Raw genomic sequence first — 14,822 nt, 5'->3', positions numbered from 1 at the left:
CCAACCTCCGCCCTCCGGCGTCTGACTTCCGTCTTCCGGCCCCTGACCTCTGACATCTGGCCTTCTGGCTTCCGGCCTCTGGCCTCCGACCTCAGCCTTCGATGACTTCTCTCCTTCGCATCGGCGTCGACGGTGGCGGCAGCAAAACGGAGTGCGTCCTCCTCGACGCCTCCGGTGTGCAGGTTGCCCATCACCTCGCGCCGGGCTCCAACCCGAGCGTCGTCGGCGCCGAACAGGCCCGGCTCGTCGTCACCGATGCGTTGTGTGCGCTCTTGCGCGACGCCCGCCGCACCCACCCCGATGGGGTCGTCACCCACACGCTCCTCTGCATGGCCGGCAGCCGCACGTTCTGGCGGGAGTTTGCCGACACCCTCACCGATTTCGGCGCGATCGCCACGGGCGATGACTCCCTGCCGGTCCTCGAACTTGCCACGCACGGTCGTCCCGGCCTCGTGCTCCACGCCGGTACCGGTTCATTCGTCGCCGCGCGCGGTCCCAACGGCGCCCTGCACTACGCCGGCGGACTCGGCTGGCGCTTCGGCGATCCCGGCAGCGGCTACGACATCGGCCGCCGCGCCGTGGAACGCGCCCTCCTCGAGGTCCAGGGCTGGCTGCCGCCGTCGCGCCTGGGGCCAACCGTGCGCGCCCACGCCGGGCTGCCCGCGGATGCCGACGCCAACGCGTTCACCCGGTTCTTCTACCACCACCCGGAGCCCAACCGCGTCGTCGCCGCGCTCACGCCCGCCGTCATGCGCCTCGCCACCGAGGGGGACGCCACCGCCCGCGACATCGTCGTCGCCTCGGCGAGTGAACTCGTCGCGCTCGCCACGAAGGTCGCGGCCAGACTCTTTCCGCTCACCCCGCTCGACACCCTGCCCGCCGGCCTCTGCGGCTCGATCCTCACCCACGAGTTGATCGTCAAAGCCATCACCCCGCTCACGCCGCTCCCGCTCACCCCCGTGCACGATGCTCCCATCGAGGGCGTCAAACGTCTGGTTCTGCGCACCTGACGCCTCGCGCGAGGCGGGGGACGGCGTATTCCGCCGGAATGTGCGCGGCGGATGGTTGCCGTAGAGACGGACCAGGCGGCGCTTCGGGCTACGCCGGGGTCACATTTTCTGGCGAATGCCAAATCGGCCTCGACTGCGACCGGCTGGCGCTGGTGCGATGCGCGCGCTGTCCCGATCGTGAGCGCTTCCGAACCCCAACCCGCCAACACCCTGGACCCCGCGCAGACCGCCCAGTGGTTCTCGCGCGAGGTCCAGCCGCACGAGTCCTCCCTCCGCTCCTACCTGCGCAGCATGTTCCCGTCGTTCCCCGACGTGGACGACCTCGTGCAGGAATCCTACGTGCGGCTGATCCGCGCGCGCGCCACCGGCAAGGTCCGCTACGCCCGCGCTTTCCTCTTCACCACCGCGCGCAACGCCGCGCTCGACTTCTTTCGCCGCCGCCAAGTCGTCGCCATCGATGGCGTAGCCGATCTCGCCGCGTTGCCCGTCGCTGAAGATAAGCCGGACGCCGCCGAGGCCGCCAGCCGCCAGCAGGAGCTGGAGTTGCTTGCCGCCTCGGTGCGTGACCTGCCGGAACGCTGCCGCCAGGTGCTCACCCTGCGGCTGCTCTACGGATACTCCCACAAACAGATCGCCGCGGAACTCAGGATCTCCGAACACACCGTGAAGGCCCAGCTCGCCAAGGGCATGCGCCGGTGCGCCAGCTACTTCGAGGCGCGTGGCATCTCCGTGGCCCGCCCCACCCAACGGGAGGAACAACCATGAAACGCCGCTCCGCTGCCGCCTCCTCCGAAGCCGCGGCCATCGAGGCCACCGCCGCCGCCTGGGTTGCCCAGCGCGATGGCGGCTTCTCGCCCGAGGAAGCCCAGGCCTTTGCCGCCTGGTGCGCCGCCGACCCGCGCCACGCCGCTGCGGTCGCCCGCCTCGAGGGCGCCTGGCAAGCCCTCCAGCAATTGCGCGATTTTCGACCCGCCGCCCAACGCCATCCCGATCGCGATCTGCTCCGCCCGCCCGCTCCCGCCCGGCGCGCCCCGGTCTTGCGGCTGCGCCACGTCGTGCCTCTTGCCCTCGCCGCCAGCCTGACGGTCCTGGCGTTCTGGTGGACCGGTCGTCCCGACGCCAGTGCCGCCGGCGAGCACTACGCCACCACGGTCGACGGCTATCAGCGCGTCACGCTCGCCGATGGCTCGGTCGTCGAGCTCAACGGCAGCAGCGAGGTTGTCGTCCAGTTCACCGCGGCCACGCGCCACGTCGAGCTGCGGCGCGGCGAGGCGCATTTCACCGTCGCCCGCAATCCCGCGCGCCCGTTCCTCGTCCAGGCCGGCGACATCGCCGTCCGCGCCGTCGGCACCGCCTTCAACGTGCGGCTCGGCCGCGAGGACATCGAGGTGCTGGTCACCGAGGGTAAGGTCGACGTCGCCCCGCCCGCGTTGCTCGCGCCGGCGCCGGCGTCCTCCCCGTCCCCCGCTCCCGGCGCGTCCACGCCCAGGTATCCGGTGCTCACACCCACGCGGCTGACGGCCAATGAGCGCGCCGTGGTGCACGCGTTGGCCGCGCCGCATGCCGCCCCGCCCGCGCCCGTCGTCGAGCGGCTCGCCCCGGAACGCGTTCGCGCCGCACTCGCCTGGCAGGGACCGCGGCTCGTGTTCGTCGACACGCCCCTCGCCGAGGTCGTCACCCAGTTCAACCGGCGCAATCAGCTCCAGCTGGTCGTGGCCGATCCCGCGCTCGCGACCCTGCCGGTCGGCGGGAGCTTCCGCGCCGAGAACGTCGAGGCCTTCGTGCGCCTGCTCGAGTCCGACGGCGACATTGTCGCCGATCGCTCCGCGCCGGGCCGCATCCTCCTGCGGCGGCCGTGAAACGGCACGGGCAGATTCCGACCGGCGGCGTAGCCCGAAGCGCCGCGCGGTCCGTCAGAGTGGGGGACAGGCGGTATTCGAAACCCTGATTCACCAAGCCCTGTCATGAATGCTGCAGAGCCTAACCTCGATTCTGCTCCGCGTGCACCGCTCGGTTGACCCCTGGCGGCGCCTGGCGTTGCTGCTGCTGCTCGCGCTGCTCCTGCCCGGGGCGCGGGCGGCCGGCACCCCGGAGAAGAGGCACTGGGACCTTGCCGGCGGCGACGCGGCGCAGACCTTGCGCACGTTCGTCGAGCTTTCCGGCGAGCAGGTGTTCTACCTGGTGCCCAAAGTCCGCGGCGTGAAGACCAACCCCGTGCGGGGTGACTTCACCGCCCGCGAGGCCATCGCGGTCATGCTCGCCCGGACCGCCCTCGTGGCGGTCGAGGACGAACACACGGGAGCCTTCATGATCAACCGCGTCCCGCCCGCCCGGGCGGCCGCGCCGGAGGGTGGGGCCAAGGAACCGCCGCAGGATCCGCCCCCGCCCATGAAACGTAAGCATCCGCTCGCCTTGTTCTCCACCTGGCTCGCCCTCGCGCTCGCGCCGGGCCACTCCGCCGCCGCCGCCGACCCGGCGGGCGTCGTGGACCCCGCCCAGCTCGGCACGCTCGCCGGCACCATCAGCAACGCCGCGACCGGTGCCTACCTCGAGGGCGCCGAAATCTCCGTCGCGCCCGGCGGCGCCACCGCGCTCACCGCGCGCGACGGCCGTTACGCGCTCTCTCTCCCCGCCGGCAGTTACCAGGTCACGATCCGCTACACCGGCCTGGATCCCGAGACCATCCCCGTCACCGTTCGCGCCGGCGGCAGCGTGACGCAGGACGCCGCGCTCACCGCCGGCATCTACAAGCTCTCCGCCTTCGTGGTGGAGAGTGAACGCGAGGGCAACGCGCTCGCCGTCACCCAGCAGCGCAACGCTCCCAACGTGAAGAACGTGATTTCCTCCGACGCGTTCGGAAACGTCGCCGACCTCAACCTCGCCAACTTCCTCATGCGCGTGCCCGGCTTCAGCACCGAGATTTCCGAGGGCGAGATCATGCGCGTCCAGATCCGCGGCACCTCGCCCAACCTCAACTCGTTCAGCATCGACGGCACCCGCGGTGCCAACGGCAGCACCCGCACCTACGAGCGCGGCGCCGACATCGACCGCATCTCCGCCGACTTCATCGAGACCATCGAGGTCTCGAAGGCGATGACCCCCGATATCGACGCCGACTCCATCGGCGGCGCGGTCAACCTGAAGACCAAGAGCGCGCTCGACCGCAAGGGCCGCCGCATCAACTACAGCTTCGCCAACAACTACAACGTCTCGCAAAAGGCGTTCCGCCCCCTCGGCAGCGCCGGCTATTCCGACCTGCTCCTCGACGGCCGCCTCGGCGTCCTCGCCACCGTCAGCTACAACGAGTCCCTCAAGCCGCGCGACTGTAACACCATCGTCTGGGAGCGCACGACCGACACCAGCCGCCCCGCCTGGTTCAATGCCAACGCCTTCGGCCGCGACCAGCTCCGCCACCGCCGCGCCGGCGCCAGCGTGCGCTTCGACTACAAGGTGAGCGACGCCACCCGCGTTTACGTCAGCACCGCGTTCTCCGCCTACGACGATCAGCTCAACCGCCGCTGGATCCGCCTCAGCACCCCTAGCAACGCCAACGTCACCATCCTCTCGCCCCAGGTCGTCGAGTCGCGCAACCAGACGTTCACGTTCTACCAACTGCTCCGCAATCGCGACGTCCGCACCCTCAACCTCGGCGCCGGCCTCGAGAGCACCGTCTGGGGCGGCAAGCTCGACGCTTCCCTCAACTACTCCGAATCCCACGGCACCGACCTCGACCGCATGACGCCCCAGCGCACCGTCAGCGGCACCGCCTGGCACCAGGAAATGACCGCGCCCAACAACGGCATCGTCCTCCGCCAGATCGGCGGCCCCGCCATCACCGACTGGCGCAACTCCACGCTCGGCAGCTTCGACCTGCAGGACTTTGACAGCAATGACCAGATCTACGGCGCCCAGCTCAACTACCGGAAGCCGCTGCCAACCCGCTTCCCCCTCGCGCTCAAGACCGGCCTGCGCGCCCGCCAGCAGACCCGCACGCGCGACAACGACCGCAACCTCAATGCCTACGTCGGCCCCAACGGCGTGGTCGGCCCGGTCGGCGCCGCCAACGACGACAACCTCGAGCGCTTCTACGACGCCGGCTACGACTACGTGCCCAACAAGTCCCAGCCGAAGAACGCCGGCCTGCCGTCGCTCTACATGGACATGGCCAAGCTCCTCGGCGAACTGCGCCAGTCGCCGCAGCTGTTCAAACGCGACGTCGGCGCCAGCGTTCGCGACTCCATTCGCAACGACACCGAGGCGCGCGAACTTGTCTCCGCCGGCTACGTCATGGCCGACGCCCGCTTCGGGCGGCTCGGGATCGTCACCGGCGTCCGCGTCGAGGACACGCGTGTCACCGGCAAGGGTTTCCGCCAGGAAATCACCGCCGAAGAAAAGGCCCGCCGCGCCGCCTGGACCGGCCCCGTCACCTCCGAGGAGACCGACCGGCGTACGCGCGCGGAATATGGCAACCGCGTCTCCCTCCGGGGCCAGTACCGGGACTATTTCCCGAGCATCCACTTCCGCTACCGGATCACGCCCAACTTCCTCGCCCGGCTCAGCTATTCCAACGGCATCGGCCGGCCCAACTTCGGCTCCATCGTGCCGTCGATGAGCGTGAACCACGACGAGATGACCGTCACCGCCAACAACCCGAGCCTGAAGCCGCAGTATTCGAAGAACTACGACGCCACGCTCGAATACTATTTCGAGCCCGCCGGGCTCGTGTCGGTGGCCGTCTTCGAAAAGCGGCTCACCGATTTCATCTTCCGCAAATCCCGCGGCGAGCTGCAGCCCGGCAACGAGTACGGCGACGCCTACGTGGGCTACATGCTTACCACCGACTTCAACGGCGGCTACGCCCGCATCCGCGGCCTCGAGGCCTCCTACCAGCAGCAGTTCACCAACCTCCCCGGCTTCTGGTCCGGCTTCGGCCTGTTCGCCAACGCCACCTGGCTCGAAACCAAGGGCGACTACGGCGACGTCGGCAGCGTCGTCACCCAGTCCGAGCTGCCCAACTTCACCCCGCGCGCCGCCAATGTCGGCGTCTCGTACATTCGCAATCGCTGGACGGTCCGCGTCATGGCCAATCACACCGGCAACCGGCTCATCGTGTACAACGACGACCCGTCGCAGCGGGAGTACCAGTTCGCGACCACGCCGATCGACGTCAACCTGGCCTACGCCTTCAGCAAGAAGTTCCGCGTGTACGTCGACGTGATCGATGTCTTCAACGTCGGCCGCCAGAACCAGTACCTCTACGTGCCGGAGCGGAAGAGCGCCACGTTCGTGTACTCCACCGTGGTCAAGGTGGGCATCAGCGGAAACTTCTAGTTTTCCCTGCGCGCGAAAACCGCCCATAGAGTTTTCGCGTGAGCCCCCACTTTTCGAACCGCCGCGAGTTCCTGAGACAATCCCTCCTCGGCGCCGGCTTGGTCGCCACCGGCCTCGCCGGGTGTGCCGCTCCCGGGGCGCGCCGCCCCGCCGCCGGGGCGCCTGCCGCGGCCGGCACCGCTCCGGCCCGCGCCCGCTTCAACATGTGCGGCTACGCCGCGCCCCGGCTCGACCGCGTCCGCATCGGCTTCATCGGCCTCGGCATGCGCGGGCCCGCCGCCGTCGACCGGATGTCCCGCATCGAGGGGGTCGAGATCGCCGCCCTCTGCGACCAGTACCCCGACCGCGTCGCCAAGGTGCAGCAGACGCTCGCCCGGCGCGGGCTTCCGCCGGCGCGTGCGTACTCGGATTCCAAGGACGCCTGGCGCCGGCTGTGCGCCGACCCCGCCATCGATCTCGTCTACATCTGCACGCCGTGGAGCCTCCACACGCCCATGGCCGTCGGCGCGATGGAGCAGGGCAAGCACGCCGCCGTCGAGGTGCCCGCCGCCCGCACGCTCGAGGAGTGCTGGCAGCTGGTCGAGACCTCCGAGCGCACCCGCCGCCATTGCATGATGCTCGAGAACTGCTGCTACGACTTCTTCGAGCTGCTCACGCTCAACCTGGCCCGCCACGGCTGGTTCGGCGAAATTCTCCACGGCGAGGGCGCCTACCTCCACGACCTGCGCGAACTGAACTTCGGCCGCGACGCCTACGCCGAGATGTGGCGGCTCAAGGAAAACCAGCACCGCAACGGCAACCTCTACCCGACGCACGGGCTCGGCCCGATCTGCCAGGTCATGGGCATCAACCGGGGCGACCGCATGGATTACCTCACGTCGATGTCCACGGCCGATTTCCAGATGGCCGACATCGTCGAGGGTCTCGCCGCCAAGGACCCGTTTTTCGCCGAGTACCGCGGCCGCACCTACCGCGGGAACATGAACACGACCACGATCCGCACCCACCGCGGGCGCACGATCATGCTCCAGCACGACGTCACCAGCCCGCGGCCGTACTCGCGCATCCACCTGGTCAGCGGCACCAAGGGCATCGCCCGCAAATGGCCGCTCCCGGCCCGCGCCGCGCAAGGCCACCAGTGGCTCGACGAGGCCGGCATGAAGCAGCTCGAGGCCGAGTTCACCCCCGAGATCGTCCGCCACATCGGCGAACTCGCCCGCCAGGTCGGCGGCCACGGCGGCATGGACTTCATCATGGACTGGCGGCTCATCGACTGCCTGCGCAACGGGCTGCCGCTCGACCAGGACGTGTACGACGCCGCGCTCTGGAGCGTGATCGCGCCGCTGAGCGAGCAGTCGGTCGCCCACCGCTCCGACTCGGTCGACGTCCCGGATTTTACCAACGGTTGGTGGCAGACCAACGCCCCCGTCGAGCTCACGCTCAAGGGCGCCGGCACCACCGGTGTCCGCCGCGTCTAGCCGCCTCGTGCCGGCCATCCGCCCGACGCTCCCGTCGGTGGGCACCGACATCCGTCCCTGGCGCCGAGTTTAGGGTGCTGGTTTTGTGCTGCGAAGCGCGAGGATCGTACCTCGGGCCGGAGCTGCCGTCGAGCCGACGTCGGCCGCCACGCCACGGCTTGGTCCTAGCCGCGGGATGCCATGTCCTGATCTCGCCGCGGCAGCGAAATCCCCAATAACCAACAACGGATAACCAATAACCAATAACCAATAACGGATAACCCACCTCCGGCGGGTGCCCGGCGGGCAGGTATGACGCACATCGGCTGGCGGATGACGTGAAGTCGTCTCGCGGGCGTCTGGTCCCGGGCGCAGACGTTGGTCGTGTCCTTCGAAGTCACGACCCCAACCGCCTCCGGTCCCGTCGTGGTGCATTGTTTCTACTACGGTGCGACCGGCACCTGCTCGCACACGTCGAATTCCACCGCGCGTTGCGCCGCCACCCACTGCGCGCTCCTCAGTGCGGCCTTTCGCCGGACGCTCGCCGCGGCGGCGTCCGGCGAAAGGCCTAATGTAGAATTGAGAATTCAGAATGCAGAATGCCGAACCCCGTCCGGAGTACCCGTAACGCCTTCGGCATTCTAAATTCTGCATTCTTCATTCTCCATTAGCGCCGCGTAACGCCCGCGTGTAGCGTCCAACAAATGCTGCGCGCCGATCCCGCTCACGTGCCTGAACCACCCGGCGCGCCCGGCCCTGTTCTGCTGTACGACGGCCATTGCGCACTGTGTCACGGAGTCGTCCGGCTGCTGCTCCGACTCGATCGTCGCGAACGGCTCTGGTTCGCCGCGCTCCAGTCGGAGCCGGCCCAGCGCTTCCTGCGGCAGCACGGTCTCCCGCTCGCGACGTTCGACACGGTGGTGTTTGTCCCGGATTGGGCGCAACTGGATCGGCCCGACTTTCATCAAGAATCCGCCGCAGTCGTCGCGGCGCTGCGCACGTGCGGCGCGCTCGGCCGTGTCCTCGGCGCCGCCCTCTGGCTCGTGCCGCGTCCCCTCCGTGACTGGGCCTACCGCGCCATCGCCCGCCGCCGCAAACGACTCCTCGGTCCCACCACCGCCTGCCCCGTGATCCCCGCCTGCTGGCGGAGCCGTTTCCTCAACCTCTAGTTTTCGCCGGCGGCGAAAACTAAAGAACGGCCCGATCCGCCTCACTGGGGGCAACGGAGGGTTCAATTTGAGTCGGAGCCCTGCCGCCATCGACTCTCTGTTCCCTCCCTTATCTCCTGTGAAACCTGCCTTGTTTTGGTGCTTCTTCGTGCCTCTTTGTGGCCAACCTGACTTGAATATCCGCGGCCTTCTTTTGCGCCTTCTGCGCCTCTTTGCGGCCAAAAACTGGCTCCGTGGTTCGACCGAAATCCGCCTTTCCCCGGACGCGGCGGGGAGAAAGAGTAAGAGGAAGAGTAAGAGAAAGATTTTCGGCTGCCCCCCCCGACCCCCATGCGCACTCCACTCCCCTGGCTGCGGCTGTTGCTGACCCTCACCGCGTTCGCCCTCGCGCTGCCGCGTCTCGCCGCGGCCTCGCGCGAGCGGATCCTCTTCGATGCCGACTGGCGGTTCGCCCTCGGCCACGCCACCGATCCCGCGCGCGACTTCAACCACGCGACCGGCTACTTCTCCTACCTCGCCAAGACCGGCTACGGCGACGGCCCGGCCAGCCCCGTGTTCGACGACCGCGCCTGGCGCCGGATCAACCTGCCGCACGACTTTGCCGTCGAGGCGCCCTTCGATCCACGGGGCACCGCCAGCCACGGCTTCAAGGGCGTCGGCCGCCAGGCCCCCGAGGGCAGCGTGGGCTGGTACCGCAAAACCTTCCGCATCGGCGCCGACGAACTCGGCCGGCGCTTCCATCTCCAGCTCGACGGCGCCTACCGGGCCGCGCGCGTGTTCATCAACGGCTTCTTCGTCGGCGAGGAGCCGAGCGGCTACCTCGGCGTGAGCTACGACCTCACCGATTACCTGCGCTACGGCGCGGACAACGTCATCGCCGTGCGCGTCGATGCCACCATGGAGGAAGGTTGGTTCTACGAGGGCGCCGGCATCTACCGGCACGTCTGGCTCGTGAAGACCGCGCCGGTGTACGTCGCGGCCGACGGCACCTGGGTGCGGACGGACCTCACGGCCGCCGAGGCGCGCGCCACCGTTGAGACCCAGCTCGTCAACGCCGGCGCCGAGCCGGTGCGCGTCGACGTGGTGCAGACCGTCCTCGATCCGGAAGGGCGCGCCGTCGCCGAAACGTCGACCTCCACCGCCGTGTCGCCCGGGCCCGCCTTGATGCACACGACTCAGCTCCGCGTGCCCGCGCCTCGGCTCTGGTCCCTGGAGCAGCCCACGTTGTACCGCCTCGTCACCGTGCTGCGGCGCGACGGCCGGGAGATCGATCGTTACGAGACGTCCTTCGGCTTCCGGACCGTGCGCTTCGAGCCCGACCGCGGGTTCTTCCTCAACGGCCAGCGCGTGACGATCAAGGGCACCAACAACCACCAGGACCATGCGGGTGTCGGCGTCGCGCTGCCGGACGCCCTGCAGGCCTGGCGCATCCGCCGGCTGAAGGAGATGGGCAGCAACGCGTATCGCTGCTCCCACCACCCGCCGACGCCCGAGCTGCTCGAGGCGTGCGATCGCCAGGGCATGCTCGTGATCGACGAGACGCGGCTGATGGGCTCGAGCCCATACCACCTCACGCAGCTCGAGCGGATGATCCGCCGCGATCGCAACCACCCGAGCATCATCCTGTGGTCCGTCGGCAACGAAGAGTGGGCGATCGAGGGCAACATCACCGGCGCGCGGCTCGCGGCCACGATGCAGCGCACCGTGAACCGCCTCGATCCCACGCGGCTCGCCAACGCCGCCGTCAGCGGCGGCTGGGGCGGCATCTCCAGCGTGATCCAGGCTGTTGGCGTCAACTACATCAAGCAGGCCGACCCGGATCGGCAGCACGCCACGCATCCCTGGCAGGTCCTCCTCGGCACGGAGGAGACCACCACGCAGCAGACCCGCGGCATCTATTTCGACGCCCGCGCCCGCGCGCACCTTTCGCCGCAGGCCGACGGCACCTCCGGCGGCAACGCGGAGCTCGGCTGGAAGTTCTACGCGGCGCGGCCCTGGGCGGCCGGCGTGCTCTTCTGGACCGGTTTCGACTACCGCGGCGAACCGACGCCCTTCGGCTGGCCTGCCGTGGCCTCCCAATTCGGCATTCTGGACACGTGCGGTTTCCCGAAGGACGGCTTCTTCTACTTGCAGGCGTGGTGGACCCAGGAGCCGGTATTGCACGTGTTCCCGCACTGGAACTGGCCGGATCGCATCGGCCAGCCGCTGACGGTCACGGTGCACAGCAACTGCGAAGAGGTGGAGCTCTGGCTCAACGGCGCCTCGCTCGGGCGCCAGCGCATGGAGCCCAACGGCCATCTCTCCTGGACCGTGAGCTACCAGCCCGGCGAACTTGTCGCCCGCGGCTACCGCGACGGCCGTGAGGTACGCGTCGCCACGCGAGTCACGACCGGTGAGCCGGCCGCGCTGCGCTTGCAGCCGGACCGCACCACGCTGGCGGCGGACGGCCGCGACGTGGCGGTCGTCACGGTGCGAATCGATGACCACGCCGGCCGCGAGGTGCCGACCGCCGCCGTGCCGGTGCGCTTCGCGGTACGCGGCCCCGGCCGGATCATCGGTGTCGGCAATGGTGACCCCTCGTGTCACGAGCCCGATGTCGTCTTCGCGCCGACGCGCGCCGTGCCGCTCGGCGCGTGGCGGGCGCCGGATCCCGCGGTGCGCGAGGGCGTGATCGAGCAGGATTTTGTCTTCGATCGGCCCGTCCTCGCGGCCGGCGAGCACCTGACGCTGCTGTTGAATGCGCTCGGGACGCGGCAGTCGGTGCACCTGAACGGCAAGCCGCTGCAGGTCGACGTCGACCCGGCTGCAGCCCGCGCGGAAGTGGCGCTGGCGGCCGACGACCTGAAGCCGACGGGCAATGTGCTGCGGATCACCGCGACGCGTTACGCCGAGTGGCGCGACCGCGAAGGCCTGGCGCAGTTTCATCCCGCGGTGCTGCGGGTGGAGGCCCCGGCCCCGGAGTGGCGGCGCACGACGTTCAACGGCCTGGCCCAGGTCCTGGTGCAGACGACAGGCGAGCCCGGCGAAATTCTCCTCGAAGCCTCCGCGCCCCCGCTGCGCTCCGCCGCCATCGTGATCAAGGCCACTCACCCAGAGCCGTGATCGCCAGGACGAGGCCCCAAAACCCAAACGCCCGCTCCGCCTTACAGGAGGCAACAGAGGGTTCGGGCAACAACCCGAGTCCTGCCCCCGATCGGTCCTCTGTTCCCTCCGTTACCTCCTGTGAGACCTGCCTTGGAAATCCGAGGCTCCCGATCTCAAACATTCAACAGGAGCTCGCCGAGCCCGCAGAGGATTCGATCCGGAGAACCTTAACCCCGGCGCGACCTGCGCCGCCCCTCTGCGCCCTCTGCTGCCTCCTGTTCCACTGCCTTGTTTTCGTGCCAACACAGTTCCTATATTCCATATATTCGTCTCTATTCGCGTCCTTCGTGGTTACATATATCCGGATTTAATCAGAGCAATCCGTGGTTAAATACACAGTCTGCTCCCTCCTGTTTCAAAAATCAGAATATCCAATCCGCCTTACAGGAGGCAACAGAGGCAACAGAGGTTTCGGGCAACAATCCGAGCCCTGCCCCCGCTCGCTCCTCTGTTTCCTCCGTTACCTCCTGTAAAACCTGCCTTGGAGTTTGGTGGCTTGAAACCTCAAACACTTAACAGGAGCTCGCAGAGCCCGTAGAGGATCCGATCCGGAGAACCTTAGCACCCGAAACCTTATAACCTTAACCCCGGCGCGATCTGCGCCGCCCCTCTTCGCCCTCTGCTGCCTCCTGTTCCACTGCCTTGTTTTCGTGCCAACACAGTTCCTATATTCCCTATATTCGTGTCCTTCGTGGTTACATATATCCGGATTTAATCAGAGCAATTTGTGGTTAAATACACAGTCTGCTCTCTCCTGTTTCAAAAATCAGAATATCCAATCCGCCTTACAGGAGGCAACAGAGGCAACAGAGGGTTCGGGCAACAACCCGAGCCCTTCCCGCGCTCGGTCCTCTGTTCCCTCCGTTACCTCCTGTAAAACCTGCCTTGGAGTTTGGTGGCTTGAAACCTCAAACATTCAACAGGAGCTCGCCGAGCCCGCAGAGGTTCCGATCCGAGTCAGATCGAGAACCTTTCAACCTGCGACTTTCCAACCTGAAACCTGTCTTCGCCTGTTCAAGCCCTGCCTTGTTTTCGCGCCTCTTCGTGCCTCTTCGTGGCCAACCCTGGCTTGTTCAACCTCCGTTCTTCGGTCGCCGGCGCCGCACCAATTTTGCCGCCCGATAAAGCAGCGCCCCGGCGACCCACACCAGCAACGCCGCCGTCGGATACGCGAAGACCCGCGGGAACAGCACGCACAAGACCGCAAACCCGAGCAGCCCCACCGCCGTCCACGCCAGCAGCCGACACTCGATCGGCTCAATCACGCGCCGGTTCGTCAACGCCGCGCCCAGGACATTGCCGATGCGCACCGCGCCAGCCGCCGCACGCGTCGCGCTGCCCTTGCGGTCGCGGGAGGTCAGCGCCGCGGGCGACTGGCTCTTCCGCAGCTTCCGGCGGCGCTGTTCCAGCACGATCTCCGTGGCATGGCTGAGATCGTCGAGGTACATCGCCTCCATCTGTTGCCCGAATCCCGCGTCCTCAATCACCGCGTCGAGCTCACAGTTGCCCATCCAGCTCGCGAAATTGAGGTTGGTTGAGCCCACGCGCGACCAGTGGCCGTCGATCACCGCCGTCTTCGCGTGCAGCAGCGAACCGTTCCACTCGAAGATCCGGATCCCCGCTTCGAGCAACGCCCGGTAACCGGTGCGCGACATCATCTTCATCACCGGGATGTCCGAACCGCGCGTGAACAGCATGCGCACGTCGACGCCGTCGCGCGCGGAGGTCACCAGCGCCTGCACGTACGTCGGCGCGCCAAGGTAGTAGGCATCGGTGAGCCACACGCGCTTCCGGGCAAACGCGACCACGAGCTGGTCGAGCCGGAACGTGCCCGAGGTGGTCGGATCGCTCGCCACGATGCGCAGGCTCACGTTGCCGGCCGCCGCGGGCACGGGCGTATCGGACGCGGGGACGACCCCGTCGGGCAACGGCGCGCCGAGCGTTGCCCAGTTGCGCGCAAAGGCCCGCTCCATGTCGGCGAGTGCCGGGCCGCGGATCGTGACGCCGGTGTCGCGCCACGGCGCGATGTTCCTGGCCGGGTTGCCGGTCCACATGTCGGCCACACACAGCCCGGAGATGAAGCCGATCTCGCCATCGACCACGAGGAGCTTGCGGTGATCGCGCGACACCCAGCCGAGCGGGGATTCGAGCCGCGGCGGATTGTAGCCGCGGACCTCGACGCCGCCCGCGCGCAGTCGCGCCCAGAACGCGCGCGAGGCTTTGCGGAAAACGCCGAGCCAGTCGTAGATCACGCGCACGCTGACGCCGGCCCGCGCGCGCTCGATCAGCGCGTCCGCGAACCGGTTGCCGATGGTGTCGTCGGCCAGGATGTAGTTCTCGAAATGGATGTGGTGCCGCGCGCCGGCGATGGCTGCGAGCCAGGCGGGGTAGTTTTCGCCGGCGTCGCGCAGGAGGCGCACGTCGTTGCCGGGGATGAGCGGCGCGCCCGCGCTGCGTGCGAACGCCGGTTCGGCGAGCGCGCGCATGCGATCATCGATGCGGACCGCCGGCAGCGCCGGGCCTCCCGGCTCCCCCGCGCGCGGGCCCGCCGCTGCGTCGGGACCGGAGCTTGGGCGCGTCTCATTCATGCCACCGCCGAGGAGAGCAGTCTCCGCCCCCAACGCGAGCCCGCGCTGCAGCCACTCAGAACACATCCGAACCGGCATTGATGGTGGCCACGATAAGGCACGAAGATGCACGAAAACCAAACC

Annotated in this window: 8 protein-coding genes; 7 read left to right on the top strand and 1 reads right to left on the bottom strand. The window is 68.2% G+C overall.

Going from position 1 to position 14,822, the window contains the following annotated elements; translation table 11 throughout:
* The first annotated feature begins 101 nt into the window (after nt 1-101).
* The 7 genes from DB354_RS04575 (at nt 102) to galA (ending at nt 12,069) form a co-directional block, all read left to right on the top strand.
* Nucleotides 102-1,010: a BadF/BadG/BcrA/BcrD ATPase family protein gene (locus DB354_RS04575; protein WP_107834253.1), complete on the top strand. Its 909-nt coding sequence runs from the start codon at nt 102-104 to the stop codon at nt 1,008-1,010.
* A 177-nt stretch (nt 1,011-1,187) separates the two neighbouring features.
* Nucleotides 1,188-1,775: an RNA polymerase sigma factor gene (locus DB354_RS04570; protein ID WP_158277370.1), complete on the top strand. Its 588-nt coding sequence runs from the start codon at nt 1,188-1,190 to the stop codon at nt 1,773-1,775.
* Entirely contained in the window at nt 1,772-2,869 is a 1,098-nt protein-coding gene (locus DB354_RS04565; RefSeq protein WP_107834251.1) for a FecR domain-containing protein, read from the top strand. The genes DB354_RS04570 and DB354_RS04565 overlap by 4 nt, the downstream gene beginning before the upstream one ends.
* Before the next feature lie 109 nt (nt 2,870-2,978).
* Nucleotides 2,979-6,341: a TonB-dependent receptor gene (locus tag DB354_RS04560; protein ID WP_107834250.1), complete on the top strand. Its 3,363-nt coding sequence runs from the start codon at nt 2,979-2,981 to the stop codon at nt 6,339-6,341.
* A 38-nt stretch (nt 6,342-6,379) separates the two neighbouring features.
* Entirely contained in the window at nt 6,380-7,819 is a 1,440-nt protein-coding gene (locus DB354_RS04555; protein ID WP_199226794.1) for a Gfo/Idh/MocA family oxidoreductase, read from the top strand.
* A 707-nt stretch (nt 7,820-8,526) separates the two neighbouring features.
* On the top strand, nt 8,527-8,967 hold the full coding sequence (locus tag DB354_RS04550) for a DCC1-like thiol-disulfide oxidoreductase family protein (protein ID WP_158277369.1): 441 nt from the start codon (nt 8,527-8,529) through the stop codon (nt 8,965-8,967).
* A 330-nt stretch (nt 8,968-9,297) separates the two neighbouring features.
* Entirely contained in the window at nt 9,298-12,069 is a 2,772-nt protein-coding gene (galA, locus tag DB354_RS04545) for a beta-galactosidase GalA (RefSeq protein ID WP_107834248.1), read from the top strand.
* 1,115 nt (nt 12,070-13,184) lie between these two features.
* Here galA and DB354_RS04540 read toward each other — a convergent pair.
* Entirely contained in the window at nt 13,185-14,699 is a 1,515-nt protein-coding gene (locus DB354_RS04540) for a phospholipase D-like domain-containing protein (protein ID WP_107834363.1), read from the bottom strand.
* Nucleotides 14,700-14,822: the final 123 nt, after the last annotated feature.

It is taken from the genome of Opitutus sp. ER46, assembly GCF_003054705.1.
GTDB lineage: Bacteria > Verrucomicrobiota > Verrucomicrobiia > Opitutales > Opitutaceae > ER46.
The sequence above is the reverse complement of the archived record's forward strand: the minus strand, read 5'-3'. Positions and strand labels throughout refer to the sequence as shown.